The organism is Pseudomonas rustica, from assembly GCF_049959085.1.
In the GTDB taxonomy this organism is placed as follows: Bacteria; Pseudomonadota; Gammaproteobacteria; order Pseudomonadales; family Pseudomonadaceae; genus Aquipseudomonas; species Aquipseudomonas rustica.
Window position 1 is genome coordinate 5,530,626 of sequence record NZ_CP188200.1, and the last position, 15,344, is coordinate 5,545,969.

Annotated in this window: 18 protein-coding genes; 9 read left to right on the top strand and 9 right to left on the bottom strand. The window is 59.1% G+C overall.

Annotated features, from left to right (window positions below; genetic code table 11):
• Positions 1-82: 82 nt before the first annotated feature.
• Complete coding sequence (trpA, locus tag ACP3TY_RS25055; RefSeq protein WP_159813327.1) at positions 83-895, bottom strand: tryptophan synthase subunit alpha; 813 nt, start codon at positions 893-895, stop codon at positions 83-85.
• Positions 895-2,142, bottom strand: a complete 1,248-nt coding sequence (gene trpB, locus ACP3TY_RS25060; RefSeq protein ID WP_426618728.1) for a tryptophan synthase subunit beta — start codon at positions 2,140-2,142, stop codon at positions 895-897. Before trpB ends, trpA begins: the two co-directional genes overlap by 1 nt.
• 114 nt (positions 2,143-2,256) lie before the next feature.
• On the opposite strand from trpB, the gene ACP3TY_RS25065 reads away from it, so the two are divergent.
• The gene (locus tag ACP3TY_RS25065; RefSeq protein ID WP_053116407.1) at positions 2,257-3,174 is read left to right on the top strand and encodes a LysR family transcriptional regulator; all 918 of its coding nucleotides are present in this window, start codon (positions 2,257-2,259) and stop codon (positions 3,172-3,174) included.
• On the opposite strand, the gene ACP3TY_RS25070 is transcribed toward ACP3TY_RS25065, so the two are convergent.
• Positions 3,147-3,473: a DUF883 family protein gene (locus ACP3TY_RS25070; protein WP_007911686.1), complete on the bottom strand. Its 327-nt coding sequence runs from the start codon at positions 3,471-3,473 to the stop codon at positions 3,147-3,149. The genes ACP3TY_RS25065 and ACP3TY_RS25070 overlap by 28 nt on opposite strands.
• A gap of 157 nt (positions 3,474-3,630) precedes the next feature.
• On the opposite strand from ACP3TY_RS25070, the gene ACP3TY_RS25075 reads away from it, so the two are divergent.
• Both ACP3TY_RS25075 and ACP3TY_RS25080 read left to right on the top strand, forming a co-directional pair.
• Complete coding sequence (locus ACP3TY_RS25075; protein WP_159813329.1) at positions 3,631-3,846, top strand: dodecin; 216 nt, start codon at positions 3,631-3,633, stop codon at positions 3,844-3,846.
• A gap of 128 nt (positions 3,847-3,974) precedes the next feature.
• Positions 3,975-4,199 (top strand): DUF1161 domain-containing protein, encoded by a 225-nt coding sequence (locus tag ACP3TY_RS25080; protein ID WP_053116405.1) that lies wholly within the window; start codon positions 3,975-3,977, stop codon positions 4,197-4,199.
• A 157-nt stretch (positions 4,200-4,356) separates the two neighbouring features.
• On the opposite strand, the gene ACP3TY_RS25085 is transcribed toward ACP3TY_RS25080, so the two are convergent.
• On the bottom strand, positions 4,357-5,358 hold the full coding sequence (locus tag ACP3TY_RS25085; RefSeq protein ID WP_426618729.1) for an LLM class flavin-dependent oxidoreductase: 1,002 nt from the start codon (positions 5,356-5,358) through the stop codon (positions 4,357-4,359).
• A gap of 243 nt (positions 5,359-5,601) precedes the next feature.
• Here ACP3TY_RS25085 and ACP3TY_RS25090 point away from each other — a divergent pair, with 243 nt between their 5' ends.
• Positions 5,602-6,033: an OsmC family protein gene (locus tag ACP3TY_RS25090; RefSeq protein WP_053116403.1), complete on the top strand. Its 432-nt coding sequence runs from the start codon at positions 5,602-5,604 to the stop codon at positions 6,031-6,033.
• Positions 6,034-6,292: 259 nt separating this feature from the next.
• On the top strand, positions 6,293-6,532 hold the full coding sequence (locus ACP3TY_RS25095; RefSeq protein ID WP_426618730.1) for a DUF1161 domain-containing protein: 240 nt from the start codon (positions 6,293-6,295) through the stop codon (positions 6,530-6,532).
• A 6-nt stretch (positions 6,533-6,538) separates the two neighbouring features.
• On the opposite strand, the gene ACP3TY_RS25100 is transcribed toward ACP3TY_RS25095, so the two are convergent.
• Both ACP3TY_RS25100 and ACP3TY_RS25105 read right to left on the bottom strand, forming a co-directional pair.
• Complete coding sequence (locus ACP3TY_RS25100) at positions 6,539-6,958, bottom strand: hypothetical protein (RefSeq protein WP_008081161.1); 420 nt, start codon at positions 6,956-6,958, stop codon at positions 6,539-6,541.
• 40 nt (positions 6,959-6,998) lie between these two features.
• Positions 6,999-7,421: a hypothetical protein gene (locus ACP3TY_RS25105; RefSeq protein ID WP_053116402.1), complete on the bottom strand. Its 423-nt coding sequence runs from the start codon at positions 7,419-7,421 to the stop codon at positions 6,999-7,001.
• Between the two features lie 60 nt (positions 7,422-7,481).
• Here ACP3TY_RS25105 and ACP3TY_RS25110 point away from each other — a divergent pair, with 60 nt between their 5' ends.
• Positions 7,482-8,558: an aminopeptidase gene (locus ACP3TY_RS25110; protein ID WP_426618731.1), complete on the top strand. Its 1,077-nt coding sequence runs from the start codon at positions 7,482-7,484 to the stop codon at positions 8,556-8,558.
• A gap of 98 nt (positions 8,559-8,656) precedes the next feature.
• Here ACP3TY_RS25110 and ACP3TY_RS25115 read toward each other — a convergent pair whose 3' ends face one another.
• Together ACP3TY_RS25115 and ACP3TY_RS25120 are read right to left on the bottom strand one after the other, a co-directional pair.
• Complete coding sequence (locus ACP3TY_RS25115) at positions 8,657-9,307, bottom strand: HAD family hydrolase (RefSeq protein WP_053116399.1); 651 nt, start codon at positions 9,305-9,307, stop codon at positions 8,657-8,659.
• A gap of 29 nt (positions 9,308-9,336) precedes the next feature.
• A complete protein-coding gene (locus tag ACP3TY_RS25120) occupies positions 9,337-9,882 on the bottom strand; it encodes a gamma carbonic anhydrase family protein (protein ID WP_053116398.1) in 546 nt (181 codons plus the stop codon).
• A gap of 88 nt (positions 9,883-9,970) precedes the next feature.
• Here ACP3TY_RS25120 and prlC point away from each other — a divergent pair, with 88 nt between their 5' ends.
• The 3 genes from prlC to ACP3TY_RS25135 all read left to right on the top strand — a co-directional run bounded on the left by prlC (position 9,971) and on the right by ACP3TY_RS25135 (position 14,474).
• Positions 9,971-12,022 (top strand): oligopeptidase A, encoded by a 2,052-nt coding sequence (prlC, locus tag ACP3TY_RS25125; RefSeq protein WP_212545472.1) that lies wholly within the window; start codon positions 9,971-9,973, stop codon positions 12,020-12,022.
• The gene (locus tag ACP3TY_RS25130; RefSeq protein WP_053116396.1) at positions 12,019-12,312 is read left to right on the top strand and encodes a YheV family putative zinc ribbon protein; all 294 of its coding nucleotides are present in this window, start codon (positions 12,019-12,021) and stop codon (positions 12,310-12,312) included. The genes prlC and ACP3TY_RS25130 overlap by 4 nt, the downstream gene beginning before the upstream one ends.
• 113 nt (positions 12,313-12,425) lie before the next feature.
• Positions 12,426-14,474: a M3 family metallopeptidase gene (locus ACP3TY_RS25135; protein ID WP_426618732.1), complete on the top strand. Its 2,049-nt coding sequence runs from the start codon at positions 12,426-12,428 to the stop codon at positions 14,472-14,474.
• Here ACP3TY_RS25135 and ACP3TY_RS25140 read toward each other — a convergent pair.
• Positions 14,461-15,105 carry a dual specificity protein phosphatase family protein gene (locus ACP3TY_RS25140; protein WP_159813343.1) on the bottom strand — a complete coding sequence of 215 codons (645 nt, stop codon included), beginning with the start codon at positions 15,103-15,105 and terminating at the stop codon, positions 14,461-14,463. The genes ACP3TY_RS25135 and ACP3TY_RS25140 overlap by 14 nt on opposite strands.
• Between the last annotated feature and the right edge of the window lie 239 nt (positions 15,106-15,344).

Here is a 15,344-nt window from a genome sequence, read left to right on the forward strand (position 1 = left end):
GAACGATGTACTGAAGCCCTCGGTCTTGCTGGATTAGTCTGCGCTTTGAGGTGCTAATTCCTCTGTATCAGGAACTTTACCTTCAGCTGACGCGGGCCTTACGCACGCCTTCGGACAGTGCCGAGCACAGACCCAACACACCGTCGATGGCTTGTGCAGGAGTGGTCGCGTTGGCGATGTGATCAATCAATGCCGAACCCACCACCACACCGTCAGCCAGACGCGCGATCGCCGCTGCTTGCTCCGGGGTACGGATGCCGAAACCAATGCTGATTGGCAGATCGGTGTGGCGACGCAGACGGGTCACCGCCTCTTCGACGTGCTCCAGCGTTGCAGCGCCAGCACCGGTCACACCGGCCACCGACACGTAGTAAACGAAACCGGAGCTGCCATTGAGCACTCGCGGCAGACGCGCATCGTCAGTGGTCGGCGTGGTCAGACGGATAAAGTCCAGACCGGCAGCCTGCGCCGGGTCGCAGAGTTCTGCGTTGTGCTCAGGCGGCATGTCGACCACGATCAGGCCATCGACACCGGCCTCTTTCGCGTCAGCGATGAAGCGCTCAACGCCATACATGTGGATCGGGTTGAAGTAACCCATCAGCACCAGCGGCGTGTCACTGTTGCCTTCGCGGAATTCGCGAACCATTTGCAGGGTTTTCACCAGATTCTGTTTGGCGCCCAAGGCACGGATGTTCGCCAACTGGATCGCCGGGCCATCGGCCATCGGGTCGGTGAACGGCATGCCCAACTCGATCACGTCGGCGCCGGCACCCGGCAAACCTTTGAGGATCGCCAGCGAAGTGTCGTAGTCCGGATCACCGGCAGTGACGAAGGTCACCAGCGCGGCGCGGTTCTGTTCTTTGAGGTCGGCAAAACGGGTTTGCAGGCGGCTCATCAGTGTTTCTCCTGCTTTGACTGCTCTTGCTGAGAGTGTTCCATGTGATGCATGACGGTCTGCATGTCTTTGTCGCCACGGCCCGACAGGTTGACCACCATCAGGTGATCCTTCGGCAGCTTCGGTGCGCGTTTGAACACTTCAGCCAAGGCGTGGGCGCTTTCCAGTGCAGGAATAATCCCTTCCAGTCGGCAGCATTTGTGGAACGCATCCAGCGCTTCGTCGTCGGTCACCGAGGTGTACTGAACGCGACCGATGTCATGCAACCACGCGTGTTCCGGGCCGATACCCGGGTAGTCGAGACCGGCGGAAATCGAGTGGGCGTCGATGATCTGGCCATCGTCGTCCTGCAACAGGAAAGTACGGTTGCCGTGCAACACACCCGGAACGCCGCCATTCAGGCTCGCCGCGTGCTTGCCGGTTTCGATGCCGTAACCGGCGGCTTCAACCCCGATGATCTCAACGCTCTTGTCGTCGAGGAACGGGTGGAACAGGCCCATCGCGTTGGAACCACCACCGATGCACGCCACCAGGCTGTCCGGCAGACGACCTTCCTGCGCTTGCAACTGATCGCGGGTTTCCTTGCCGATCACGGCCTGGAAGTCGCGAACCATCGCTGGGTATGGATGCGGGCCCGCCACGGTGCCGATCAGGTAGAACGTGTTGTCGACGTTGGTCACCCAGTCACGCAAGGCTTCGTTCATCGCGTCTTTCAGGGTGCCAGTGCCGGCAACAACCGGAATCACTTCAGCGCCCAGTAATTTCATGCGGAAGACGTTGGCCTGCTGACGTTCGATGTCAGTGGTGCCCATGTAGATCACGCAATCCAGACCGAAACGGGCGGCGACGGTGGCCGTGGCCACGCCGTGCATGCCAGCGCCGGTCTCGGCGATGATGCGTTTCTTGCCCATGCGCCGCGCCAGCAGAATCTGGCCGATGCAGTTGTTGATCTTGTGCGCGCCGGTGTGGTTCAGCTCTTCGCGCTTGAGATAAATCTTCGCGCCGCCGCAGAATTCGGTCAGGCGTTCAGCGAAATACAGCGGGCTCGGACGTCCGACGTAGTCACGCTGGAAGTAGGCCAATTCTTCTTTGAATGCCGGATCTTCCTTGGCCGCTTCGTATTCGCGGGCCAGATCGAGGATCAACGGCATCAGGGTTTCCGCGACGTAGCGGCCACCGAACGAGCCGAACAGGCCGTTATCGTCCGGGCCGTTACGCAGATCAGAGGTGTTCGAAGTCTGGGTCATGAGTCGCTCCAGGTGAATTCGGGTGATAAGACAATGACGACCACTCTACCCCTGACCTACTACGCTGAAAACCGATAAGATCGCCACAACCTGTCAGGAAAACTCACAGATACCATGAGCCACGATCTTCCCCCGCTGAACGCCCTGCGCGCGTTCGAAGCCACCGCCCGTCTGAACAGTGTCAGTCAGGCTGCCGAGCAGCTACACGTTACTCACGGTGCGGTCAGTCGGCAGCTCAAAGTGCTGGAGGAGCACCTCGGCGTCAGCCTGTTCGTCAAGGATGGTCGCGGCTTGAAACTCACAGATGCCGGCATGCGTTTGCGTGATGCCAGTGGCGAAGCTTTTGATCGGCTGCGCAGTGTTTGCGCCGAGTTAACCCAGAGCACCGCCGATGCGCCGTTTGTACTCGGCTGTTCTGGAAGCTTGCTGGCGCGTTGGTTTATTCCGCGCTTGGGGCGATTGAATGCTGATCTGCCGGATTTGCGCCTGCATCTGTCGGCGGGTGAAGGCGATCTCGATCCACGACGTCCGGGGCTGGATGCTTTGCTGCTGTTCGCCGAACCGCCGTGGCCAGCAGACATGCAGGTTTACGAATTGGCCGCAGAACGCATCGGCCCGGTCATGAGCCCCCTGTTCAGCGGCTATCAGCGCCTGCAAGCCGCGCCAGCCTCGGCCCTGCTCAATGAACCGCTGCTGCACACCACCTCGCGCCCACAAGCGTGGCCAAGCTGGGCACAGCAAAGCGACCTCGACGCAAAAGCGCTGAAGCTCGGGCAAGGTTTTGAGCATTTGTATTATTTGCTGGAAGCAGCCGTTGCTGGTCTCGGCGTGGCCATCGCGCCGGAGCCGCTGGTGACGGAAGATTTGAAGGCCGGTCGCCTGGTTGCGCCGTGGGGCTTCAGTGAAACCCCGGCGCAACTGGCGTTGTGGCTACCCAAGCGCGCCGCAGACGGACGCGCTCGGCAACTGGCGCAATGGCTCAAGAACGAGCTGCGCCAGAGCGATCACTCGCCGCGCTTGAACAGCAAGTAAGCGGCCAGCAGACCGATCGCACCGACCGCGACACCGGCGGTCGTCCACGGATGTTCCTGCGCGTAATCACGGGTGGCGATCCCGGTCTCGCGAGTTTTCACTTTGACTTCTTCATAGGCGTCGCTGAGCAAGTGACGCGAATGTTTCAGCGCGCTTTCAGCATTGCTTTTCAGCGCCTTGAGGGTCTTGCGCGACTCGTCCGAAGCGTCGTCCTTCAGGCTTTCCAACGACTTGAGCAGACTCTCGATCTCGGCTTCCATGCTTTGCAACGAGGCTTTACGTAAAGAGGTGTTGGCCATGGTGGCTCTCCTGCATTGGTGATGAGTGGCGTGTGTTGGTTGGGACTTCGGCGGTTCGAGAAAGTGCAGAAAATCTGAACTTCGCCTGCTCAGCGCCGCCGAAATCAACAGTGCAGATTCACTGCTAGTCTCAATCCCACACGCCAAGGAGTTCGTTATGAGTGACCATCACACGTACAAGAAAGTCGAGCTGGTCGGTTCCTCGACCACTAGCATCGAAGACGCTATCAACAACGCAATTGCCGAAGCCAACAAGACCATTCGCAACCTGGAATGGTTTGAAGTCACCGAAACCCGTGGTCATATCGAAAACGGTAAGGCTGCGCACTTTCAGGTCACGCTAAAAGTCGGCTTCAAGATTGCCAGCAGCTGAGTTTGGACTAGTCTTCTGAACTTGCGCGCTGGCCGAGTGCCATAGGAATGGCAAAGCGCTATAGGGTGAGCGCATCGGGTGGATGACCCGATGCCCGCCTCTTTCAATCCGACCAGGGAGTGCGACCGATGAAGAAGTTTATGTTGGCAGTAGGTTTGTTGAGCCTTGCGGGTGGTGCGTTTGCTGCCGGTAAGCCATGTGAAGAGCTGAAAAGCGAGATCGCGGCGAAGATTGATGCCAAGGGTGCTTCCGGGTATTCGCTGGAGATTGTCGACAAGGGCGCAGATGCTGGCGCTAAAGTTGTTGGCACCTGCGAAGGTGGTACCAAGGAAATCGTCTACAAGCGCGGTTGATTGCGCCTGAAGTACAAAAGCCGACGTGAATGCGTCGGCTTTTTTGTGTCCCATGTAGGAGCTGCGGCACGCTGCGATCTTTTGATCTTGCTCTAAAAACCTAGATCAAAAGATCGCAGCCTCGTTTCACTCGACAGCTCCTACAGGGGGCCGCGCGTTATCCTTTCATGACTTGCGCCAGCAGTTCGTACGAATGCACGCGATCAGCATGCTCATACAAATCGCTGGTAAAAATCAGTTCATCCGCCTGCGTCTGCTCAATCAGCACTTCCAGCTTCGCGCGGATCTTCTGCGGGCCACCCACCATCGCCAGCCCAAGGAAATCACCCACCGCCTCACGCTCATGCGGCATCCACAGGCCATCCATGGTTTTCACCGGCGGACGCTGCACCAGGCTCTGCCCGCGCATCAGCGCCAGAATGCGCTGGTACACCGACGTCGCCAGATAATCCGCCTGCTCATCGGTATCTGCGGCCACCAATGGCACCCCGAGCATCACGTACGGCTTGTCGAGCACTGCCGACGGTTTGAAGTGATTGCGATAAACGCGGATCGCCTCATGCATGAAGCGCGGGGCGAAGTGCGAGGCGAAGGCGTATGGCAAACCGCGTTCACCGGCCAGTTGTGCACTGAACAGGCTGGAACCGAGCAACCAGATCGGCACATTGGTGCCCGTGCCCGGCATCGCGATCACCCGTTGATCCGGGGTGCGCGGGCCGAGGAAGCGCACCAGTTCGGCGACGTCCTCGGGGAAATCATCAGCGCTGCCTGAACGCTCGCGGCGCAGCGCACGCGCGGTCATCTGATCGGAACCAGGCGCACGGCCCAGACCCAGATCAATCCGCCCCGGATACAGGCTTTCCAGGGTGCCGAACTGTTCGGCGATCACCAGCGGCGCATGGTTGGGCAGCATTACGCCGCCGGAGCCGACGCGAATGGTCGACGTACCGCCGGCTAGATAGCCGAGCAATACCGACGTCGCCGAGCTGGCGATGCCGTCCATGTTGTGGTGTTCCGCCACCCAGAACCGCGTGTAGCCGAATTTCTCGACGTGCTGCGCCAGATCCAGCGAATTGCGCAGTGCTTGCGCCGGGCTGCCGTTTTCGCGTACCGGCACCAGATCGAGGGTGGAAAATTTTACGTCGGACAGTTGCTTCATAAACCTGCGTCTCCGAGTGAGGCGGCAGGTTTTTCTTAGCGAACGAAATCCTGCCGAATCCATAAGCGTGTTTCATGCAATGAGGGCATATACCCGAGTTTCAATAGCAGCGAAGATATTTCCTACTAAAAAAGTCAACGATTCAGACGGGCTGAACTTTGTTCCGACGTCTATCCTCAGAAGCCTTGCAAGCAAAAACCACGACGACGCGGCGTTTCCGCGTCAGATCTTGAGGAGGCAGACATGGCTATCGTGAAGAAAGCATCCGCACATTGGGCAGGCGATCTGAAAACCGGCATCGGCTCGATCTCCACCGAAACCGGTGTCCTCAGAGAAGCACCGTACGGCTTCAAGGCCCGCTTCGAGGGCGGCAAGGGCACCAACCCGGAAGAACTGATCGGCGCTGCACATGCCGGTTGTTTCTCCATGGCGTTCTCGATGATTCTCGGCGATGCGGGCCTGACGGCTGACAGCATCGATACTCAGGCTGAAGTGACCCTTGATCAGGTGGACGGCGGGTTTGCGATCACCGCGGTGAAGCTGATTCTCAAGGCGAAAATCCCTGGGGCGACCCAAGCGCAGTTTGATGAGCTGAGCAAAAAGGCCAAGGAAGGGTGCCCGGTGTCGAAAGTGCTGAATGCGCAGATCAGCCTGGAAGCAACGCTGGTCAGCTGATTCTGCGTCAGCAGGTCTGACGCTTTCGCGAGCAGGCTCACTCCTACAGGGGATTTCGGTCGATCACAGAAATTGTGTCCGCCAGTGATCAAATGTAGGAGTGAGCCTGCTCGCGATAGCGATCTCAACATCACCGCGAATCAGAAACCGTGCGTACATCTTGTGCGCAAAGTCAGAACTCGCTTCACGAAAATATGGTCGAATACGTGACAGCAGCTTCAGCGCACGCCCGTGCGCGCTGCCTCAGGGAGCTTCACTCATGAAACGTATTGGCTTGGCGATCCTTTGCAGTGCACTGGCCACCTCGGTAGTTGCAGCACCGAAAGACTGCGAAGAATTGAAAAAAGAAATCGAGATCAAGATCCAGGCCAAAGCCGTGCCCACGTACACGCTGGAAATCGTCAGCAAGGAAGAGGCGGCCAAACACGATATCGCCATGGTGGTGGGTTCGTGTGAGAACGGCACTAAAGCGATCATCTATCAGAAAAACAACAACTGAGTCCGCTTACGGCACGCAGTTGATCTGCCGTTCTTCGGCAACGATCTGCCCCTGACGATTGATCAACCGGGCGCTTGGCGTGAAGGCCAGCGACCGTGCTTCGAGCCGGTAACGTTGCCCGGCTTCGAAGTGGTCATAGGGTACGGTCATGTAACACAGGCGTTCCTGCGGATCGGTATCCATGCCCTGACCGCCGCCGAAAATCTCGAAATCGAAGCGCACCGTCAATTCATGGCTGCCCGGCGTGACCTGGAAAAAACGCCCGTCGCGTAGACGCTGATTATCCAGGCGTTCAGCCATCAACACTTTGCCGCCGGGTGTCGGCATCGAAAAGTCGACCCAGGCCATTTGCGGATCGACCGCTGGCAGCGGGCTCTGGCAGCCGGCAAGCACACTTCCTACCAGCAACAACGTCAACCTGCGCATGATCAATGTCCTTTGATGTGGACAGCCAGCATAACGCCGATCAAGTCTTCTGACAGCCAGCCGGTGTGCCCTGTCCGACGACTTTGCGCTGCTCATCATAAAGTTTGGCCCATGGCCGGAAACCAATACTGCCCGCCTGCAACTGATAGCGTTGGCCGGCGTTGAAATCCTTGAATTTCACGTTCAACTGGCAATCGCGCCACAGCGGTTCAGCGTCGGGGCCGATGTTGCTGGCGTCTACCGGGAACTGATAGCGCACCTTCAATTCATGGCTGCCGGGCTCGACTTCAAAATAGCGTTTATCAATCGCGGCCTGGCTGTCGACCTTCAGCGCTTGCAGGGTCGTGTCCTGTTGCCGGGCATCGAGATCGATCCAGGCTTGTGAGGGGTCAGGGTCGGGCATTCCGAAATTGGCACAACCGGCCAGCGTCAGCAGGCCTCCCGTCAGCATCAACATGCGCATAGCGGTGCTCCTTAAGGCGGGATAGTCTTGCGAGCAGACTTTCCGGGGGGATTTCTTATTGTGATCAGGCCGTTTGCAAGCCATGGGTTACTTGATCGCGTTTTTCGGATTTTGTTTCCGGGTGTGATGTTTTTGTTGCTCAACGGTTGCGCCGGCGTCAGCTATTACAGCCAGTTGGCCAGCGGGCAGCTGCAACTGCTGCGGGCGCGCGAGCCGGTCGAGAAGGTGATTGCCGACCCGGGCCGCGATGCGAAGTTGCGCGCACACCTGAGCCAATCGCAAAAGGCTCGTGCCTTCGCCAGCGAACATCTGCACTTGCCCGACAACCAAAGCTATCGCCTGTACGCCGACATTGGCCGGCCGTTCGTGGTGTGGAATGTGTTCGCCACTCAGGAGTTTTCCCTGACGCCGCAGAACCATTGCTTCCCGATTGCCGGGTGTGTGGCTTATCGCGGCTATTACAGCCAAGGCGCGGCGCGAGGCGAGGCGGCGATCCAGCGGTTGCAGGGCATGGACGTATCGATTGGCGGCGTCGAGGCCTATTCGACGCTGGGCTGGTTCAACGACCCGATCATCAACACGATGATGGGCTGGGGCGACGAACGCCTGGCCACGCTGATCTTTCATGAACTGGCGCATCAGCGCTTTTATGTGAAGGATGACACCGAGTTCAACGAGTCTTTCGCCACGTTCGTCGAACAGGAAGGCACGCGGCAATGGCGCGTGTTTCGCGGGTTGCCGGCGGATACCGACTCGCGGTTGCAGCAGCGGGATCAGTTCATTGAGCTGGTGCTGGATGTGCGCTCACGGCTGGAGAAGCTGTATGCAGAGCCATTGCCGGCTGAGCAAATGCGCGAACGTAAAGCGGCTGAGTTCGAACAGTTTCGTCGGGATTATCGCGTGATGCGCGATAGCCAGTGGGCTGGGGATAAACGCTATGACGCCTGGGTGAACGCGCCTCTGAACAATGCGCGGTTGTTGCCGTTTGGCCTGTACGACCAGTGGGTGCCGGCGTTTGCGGCCTTGTTCAAACAGGTCGGGGGAGATTGGCTGAGGTTTTATGCCGAGGTTGAGCGGTTGGGTGGGTTGCCGGTGACTGAGCGTAAGGCGGCGCTCAAGGCATTGGCGGGATACTAATTTCGTGTTGGCTGGGCTGGCGTCTTCGCGGGCAAGCCTTGCTCCTACAGACCATGTTTCCTTTGTAGGAGCAAAGCTTGCTCGCGAAGACGGACTGATCAGCGCCGCAAAAACGCCTGATGTAACTCATCCAGCGTTTCAAAGTGATAAGCCGGCGCTTCGGCATTCAGCTCTTCAAAACTGCCAAATCCATAACCGACCGCCGCCGCGTCCAGCCCATTGCTGCGTGCGCCAATCAGGTCGTGCTTACGGTCGCCGATCATCAGCGTATTCGCCGGATCCAGCCCTTCTTCCTTCACCAGATGCGCAATCAGCTCAACCTTATTGGTGCGGGTGCCATCCAGTTCGCTGCCGTAGATCACTTTGAAGTGCCGGGCGAAATCAAAGTGCCGGGCGATCTCGCGGGCGAATATCCACGGCTTGGACGTCGCGATATACAGCTGCCGGCCTTGGCCGCCGAGGGTTTCCAGCAACGGCGTAACGCCATCAAACACGCGGTTCTCATACAGACCGGTGACCTTGAAGCGCTCGCGATAGAAATTCACCGCCTCCCACGCTTTGGCTTCATCAAAATCGTAGAACTGCATAAACGCCTGCAACAGCGGCGGGCCGATGAAGTGTTCGAGCTTGGTCAGATCCGGCTCATCGATGCCAAGTTTGGCCAAGGCAAACTGAATGGAACGGGTGATGCCTTCACGCGGGTCAGTGAGGGTGCCATCGAGGTCGAACAGTACGGTTTGGTAATGCATGGGAATTCCTGGGCAGTCGCCAATTCGATTCAGAGTGTGTCGTAGCCTTCGGCCAGATGCAGATCCTTTAGCTTCACGTAATTGGCCGCGCTGTAGGTGAAGAAGGCGCGTTCCTTGTCGCTCAGCGGGCGAACCTGTTTTACCGGGCTACCGACATAAAGGAAGCCGCTTTCCAGACGTTTGCCCGGCGGCACCAGGCTGCCGGCGCCGATGATCACGTCGTCTTCAACCACCGCGCCGTCCATGACGATGCTGCCCATGCCGATCAACACGCGGCTGCCGACGCTGCAGCCATGCAGCATGACTTTGTGGGCGATGGTCACGTCATCGCCGATCAGCAGCGGGAAGCCGTCGGGGTTGAACGGGCCGGCGTGAGTGATGTGCAACACGCAGCCGTCCTGCACGCTGGTGCGCGCACCGATGCGGATGCGGTGCATGTCGCCACGGATCACGGTCAGCGGCCAGACCGAGCTGTCTTCGCCAATTTCCACATCGCCGATCACCACCGCCGAGCGGTCAACAAACGCGCCTTTGCTCAGGCTGGGGGTGTGATTCTGGTACTTGCGAACGGACACGATAATTTCTCTCTCTGTCGCCGATAGCTGCGGTGAATGCCGATTGTAATTAAGATGGGGCAATGTTTCCCCAGCCAAGGTGCCAACCGTGAGCGTGAACAACCCTCTGCTGCAGTCCTACGACCTGCCACCGTTCTCCACGATCCGTGCCGAACACGTCCTGCCAGCCATTGAAACCATCCTGGCCGACAACCGCGCCGCCATCGCCGAAATCCTCAAGACCCAAGTCCAGAACCCTACCTGGGCCGGCCTGGTACTGGCGATGGACGAACTCAATGATCGCCTCGGCGCCGCATGGAGCCCGGTCAGCCACCTCAACGCCGTGTGCAACAGCGCCGAATTGCGCGAAGCCTACGAGTCGTGCCTGCCGGCCTTGAGCGCCTACTCCACCGAGATGGGCCAGAACCGCGAACTGTTCCAGGCGTTTGAAGCGCTGGCCAACAGCCCGGAAGCCGCCGGTTTCGACGTGGCGCAGAAGACTATTCTGGAACACGCCCTGCGTGACTTCCGTCTGTCGGGTATCGACCTGCCGGAAGCCGAACAGAAACGCTACGCCGAAGTGCAGAGCAAACTGTCCGAGCTCGGCAGTCGTTTCTCCAATCAACTGCTCGACGCTACTCAGGCGTGGACCAAGCACGTCAGCGACGAAGCCGCGCTCGCCGGCCTGACCGATTCGGCCAAGGCGCAAATGGCCGCCGCCGCTCAGGCCAAAGGCCTCGATGGCTGGCTGATCACCCTGGAATTCCCGAGCTACTACGCGGTGATGACCTACGCGCAAGACCGTGCGCTGCGTGAAGAAGTCTACGCCGCCTACTGCACCCGCGCCTCGGATCAAGGCCCGAACGCCGGCCAGAACGATAACGGCCCGGTGATGGAAGAGATCCTCGACCTGCGTCAGGAACTGGCCAGGTTGCTGGGTTTCGCCAGCTTCTCCGAACTGAGCCTGGCGACGAAAATGGCTGAATCCAGCGATCAGGTACTGAGCTTCCTGCGCGATCTGGCCAAGCGCAGCAAACCGTTCGCCGCACAAGATCTGCAACAGCTGCGCGCTTACGCCGCCGAACAGGGCTGCGCCGATCTGCAAAGCTGGGACAGCGGTTTCTACGGCGAAAAACTTCGCGAACAACGCTACAGCGTTGCTCAGGAAACCCTGCGCGCCTACTTCCCGATCGATAAAGTCCTGGGCGGTCTGTTCGCCATTGTTCAGCGCCTGTACGGCATCGAAATCGCCGAACAGAAAGGCTTCGACACCTGGCACCCGGACGTTCGCCTGTTCGAGATCAAGGAAAACGGCCAGCACGTCGGCCGCTTCTTCTTCGACCTCTACGCCCGCGCCAACAAGCGTGGCGGTGCATGGATGGACGGCGCCCGCGACCGTCGCCGCACCATCGACGGCGTGCTGCAAAGCCCGGTGGCCAATCTGGTGTGCAACTTCACCCCGGCTGACAGCGGCAAGCCTGCGCTGCTGACCCACGATGAAGTAACCACGCTGTTCCACGAGTTCGGCCATGGCCTGCATCACCTGCTGACCCGCGTTGATCACGCCGGTGTTTCCGGGATCAACGGTGTGGCGTGGGACGCGGTCGAGCTGCCAAGTCAGTTCATGGAAAACTGGTGCTGGGAGCCGGAAGGCCTCGCGCTGATTTCCGCTCACTACGAAAGCGGTGAGCCGCTGCCGCAGGATCTGCTGGAAAAAATGCTCGCGGCGAAGAACTTCCAGTCCGGCTTGATGATGGTGCGTCAACTGGAGTTCTCGCTGTTCGACTTCGAACTGCACGCCACCCACGGCGACGGCCGCAGCGTTGCACAGGTACTCGAAGGTATCCGCGACGAGGTGTCGGTGATGCGTCCGCCAGCCTACAACCGCTTCCCGAACAGCTTCGCGCACATCTTCGCCGGCGGTTACGCGGCGGGTTACTACAGCTACAAGTGGGCTGAAGTGTTGTCGGCCGATGCCTTCTCGAAATTCGAAGAAGACGGCGTGCTCAACGCAGAAACCGGTCGCGCCTTCCGCGAAGCGATTCTGGCGCGCGGCGGTTCGCAGGCACCGATGGTGCTGTTCGTCGACTTCCGTGGCCGTGAGCCGTCGATTGACGCACTGTTGCGCCACAGCGGCCTGAGTGAGGACGCGGCAGCATGAGTGAGGGGCCTGTGATTACCAAAAAACGCTTTATCGCCGGGGCGGTCTGCCCGGCGTGCAGCGAGCCGGACAAGTTGATGATGTGGAACGAAGACAGCGTGCCGCACCGTGAATGTGTGGCTTGCGGTTACTCCGACACGCTCAACGAGCAAGGGTTGTCGGTGCCAAAAGAGTTGGGCACGCGGGTCAACACCAGCGCTATCAGCAAACCTGCGCCGGACAAAACCGTGCAAGCCGTACAGTTTTTCCCCAACCCGAAGCTGAAGAAAAAGCCTGACGAGCAACACTGATGCGTAAACCACCTTTCACCGTTTTGGCGGTGAAAGGTGGTAACTATGTACCACCCTTCCCCCGCGCTTCCTGATTAGGCTGGCTCTTTCAGCCATCCCTCAAGGAAGACGCCATGCCTGACTCCAATCCGCTGTTACAACGCTGGACGCTGCCGCCGTGGTCAACCGTGCACGCTGAACATCTGGTGCCTGCGATCACAACGATTGTGGCCAACAACCAACTGATCATTGAACAAGTAATCGCCAGCCAGACCGAGCAGCCGAACTGGGACGATCTGATCCTCGCCGTCGATGAAGCCGATGCCACATTGGCTGAAGCCATGGCGGTGATCGAATACCTTTCGATGGGCAAGTCCGCCGATAGCGCGTGGGAAAAAGCCAGCGCGCAGTGCAGCCAGATCGCCGGGCAATACCGGACTGACACGTTGGCGAGCGTGCCGTTGTTCCGTACTTTTCAACGCTTGGAAGACAGTGCGGTCGCCGTCCATTTCGATGCTTCACGCAAAGCGTCACTGGCCAAAATCCTGCGCACGTTTCGCTTGTCCGGAGTTGAGTTACCGGCGGCGCAACAGGAGAAACTCGCTCGTTTGAATCGCGTCATCGGTCTGCTCGAACAGCTGTTCGCCAGTCAGATCGATCTCGCCAACGCTGCATGGACAAAACACATCACCGACGCCGCGCGGCTCGACGGTCTGAGCCCGCACAGCCAGGCGCAACTGGCACTCAAGGCCAGACAGGCCGGGCTCGATGGCTGGCTACTCACGCTGGATCAAAACACCTGCCACCAAATCCTGACGTACGCGCGCGACCGCGCCTTGCGCGAGGAATATTTCATTGCCTGGACGACCCGCGCATCCGATCAAGGCCCGCAGGCGGATCAGTTCGATAACGAGCCGGTGCTGAGTTTGCTGCTGATGTTGCGGCATGAGAAAGCCGAAATTCTCGGCTTCGATAACTTCGCGCAACTGCGCCTCAACGATCGGATGGTCACCTCCACCGCGCAAGTCAGCGCCTTCCTGCAGCGACAAGTCGCGCAAGCCAAACCGCTGATGGAGCAAGAGTCGAAAACGCTGCAGGCGTTCGCCGATCAGCAGGGCTTTGGAACCATTCAGGCCTGGGATCAGGAATTCCTCGCCGAACGGTTACGCGTGCAGCAACTGGACGGCGCGCTGCAAGGCTTGCGGCAGTATTTCCCGCTGGACGCAACCGTGCAGCGGTTATGCCGGTTCAGCGAACATTTGTTCGGCATCACGGTTCACGAGCAGCGCACGTTTGATCGCTGGCATGAGCATGTCCGCTTGTATGAAGTCAGCGAACATGGCCAAGTCATCGGGCATATCTACCTCGACCCTTACGCGGGCAAACACGCTGCGGACTATGCCTGGACGGGCACGGTGCGCAATCGGCGAATCGATGCCGAAGGTCGGGCGTCGACGCCGATCGCCGTGCTGTCCAGTAACTTCACCGCCCCCACGCCCGAACACCCGTGCCTGCTGTCGCATCAGGATTTGCGGGTGCTGTTCCATGAATTCGGGCATTGCCTGCAACACGTGCTGACGCGCTCACCGCATCACAACCTGTCGGGCATTTCCCAGTTCCCACGCGACACCGCGGAATTCGCCGGGCAGTTGTTTGAGCAATGGTGTATGTCGCGAGAATTTATCTTGTGGCTGGCGGCGCATCATCAAACCGCAGAGCGCCTGTCTGAAGCGCGTGTGAACACCGCGCTCACGGCTTTGAGCGCGCAATCCAGTCGAGCGACCGGGATGTTGCTGATGGGCGCTTTGTTCGATTTCGAGTTGCACCACCGCCACGGCGACGGCCGCAGCATTGCGCAGGTGTTCGATGGGGTGCAGCGCCAGTTTGCCGAGCTGCAAATGCCGGACTACTGCCGGTTTGCCAACAGCTTCGACTATTTGGTCACCGGTTATGAAGCTTCGGTGTACGCCTATAAATGGTCGGGCGTGCTGGCGACCGAGGCGTTCAAACGCTTCGAGCACGACGGCGTGTTCAACCCGCAAACCGGTCGGGCGTTTCGCGAGGCATTTTTTTCCGGCGACTCGCCGACGTTGCTGAGTGCTCTGGAAAAATTTCTCGGGCGCCCCGTCAGCGCGGAGTTGTTTGAAACCGCGCCCGATCCAACCACTGTTACTTCAAATTGACCGACTGAAACCAGCTCTTCATCGAGCACGTGGCGAACGCGCTGGTGCTGCAATCACCATTGGCCAGCGCGGTGCGCAGCTTGTCAGCATCGGCCTGCATCACATAGCGCACGCTGTCGCGGAAATGCCCACTCTCGCCGAATCCGCCTTGGGTCATTTCGCTCAGCGCGTCTTCTTTGCTCCAGCCTTGCACAACCACACGGTACATCGCCGCCATCAATCCGGTGCGGTCGGAGCCGTGTTTGCAGTGCAGCAACACTGGGCCGTTGGCTTCGGCAGCTTGAATGGCGCGCAGGGTTTTCAGCACGTCAGCATCGTCGACGTGGTTGGTGCGGTAAGGCAGTTGCACCTGATTGATGTCGGAGTCCGACAGCCAGTTCTGGTCGGATTCCGGCAAAAAGGTAATCACCGTGGCGACTTTGAGATTTTTCAGCAACGGCACCGCGCCACTATCGGGCAAGGCGCTGCGGTAGAGCGTCGGTGACATCTGAAACAGGTTGTATTGCACTTCAACCGGTTGCGCCCATTCAGTCGGGCGAACCGGGGTGGCGGCGTCAGCCGGAGTCGGCATCCACTGCAACAGCGCTACAAGCGATAAACACAAAACAGGAAACAAACGCACTGGGGACATGCTGAGCTGACCGTGTCGGAATTCTTCAGGAATAGGAGCCGTAGCTTCGATGTTGCGCGGTCAAAGCCCCGTGAGGCGTTTGTCAAAGAAACGTGAATCCGCGTTGTTTCATCGATTTCATCCAGGAAATCCGGGCTTTTTTTCACTGAATCGGTTCATCCCGATGCTTAGCCTGCTACCATTTGTCACATGATGTTGCAGACGCTTTACCTTCACCGGGTCTTCTCCCGGCCATGTCG

Excerpts from the sequence above, each read along its gene's own strand:
- trpA (WP_159813327.1), bottom strand. The coding sequence starts at position 895 with ATGAGCCGCCTGCAAACCCGTTTTGCCGACCTCAAAGAACAGAACCGC.
- trpB (WP_426618728.1), bottom strand. The coding sequence starts at position 2,142 with ATGACCCAGACTTCGAACACCTCTGATCTGCGTAACGGCCCGGACGAT.
- ACP3TY_RS25065 (WP_053116407.1), top strand. The coding sequence starts at position 2,257 with ATGAGCCACGATCTTCCCCCGCTGAACGCCCTGCGCGCGTTCGAAGCC.
- ACP3TY_RS25070 (WP_007911686.1), bottom strand. The coding sequence starts at position 3,473 with ATGGCCAACACCTCTTTACGTAAAGCCTCGTTGCAAAGCATGGAAGCC.
- ACP3TY_RS25075 (WP_159813329.1), top strand. The coding sequence starts at position 3,631 with ATGAGTGACCATCACACGTACAAGAAAGTCGAGCTGGTCGGTTCCTCG.
- ACP3TY_RS25080 (WP_053116405.1), top strand. The coding sequence starts at position 3,975 with ATGAAGAAGTTTATGTTGGCAGTAGGTTTGTTGAGCCTTGCGGGTGGT.
- ACP3TY_RS25085 (WP_426618729.1), bottom strand. The coding sequence starts at position 5,358 with ATGAAGCAACTGTCCGACGTAAAATTTTCCACCCTCGATCTGGTGCCG.
- ACP3TY_RS25090 (WP_053116403.1), top strand. The coding sequence starts at position 5,602 with ATGGCTATCGTGAAGAAAGCATCCGCACATTGGGCAGGCGATCTGAAA.
- ACP3TY_RS25095 (WP_426618730.1), top strand. The coding sequence starts at position 6,293 with ATGAAACGTATTGGCTTGGCGATCCTTTGCAGTGCACTGGCCACCTCG.
- ACP3TY_RS25100 (WP_008081161.1), bottom strand. The coding sequence starts at position 6,958 with ATGCGCAGGTTGACGTTGTTGCTGGTAGGAAGTGTGCTTGCCGGCTGC.
- ACP3TY_RS25105 (WP_053116402.1), bottom strand. The coding sequence starts at position 7,421 with ATGCGCATGTTGATGCTGACGGGAGGCCTGCTGACGCTGGCCGGTTGT.
- ACP3TY_RS25115 (WP_053116399.1), bottom strand. The coding sequence starts at position 9,307 with ATGCATTACCAAACCGTACTGTTCGACCTCGATGGCACCCTCACTGAC.
- ACP3TY_RS25130 (WP_053116396.1), top strand. The coding sequence starts at position 12,019 with ATGAGTGAGGGGCCTGTGATTACCAAAAAACGCTTTATCGCCGGGGCG.
- ACP3TY_RS25135 (WP_426618732.1), top strand. The coding sequence starts at position 12,426 with ATGCCTGACTCCAATCCGCTGTTACAACGCTGGACGCTGCCGCCGTGG.
- ACP3TY_RS25140 (WP_159813343.1), bottom strand. The coding sequence starts at position 15,105 with ATGTCCCCAGTGCGTTTGTTTCCTGTTTTGTGTTTATCGCTTGTAGCG.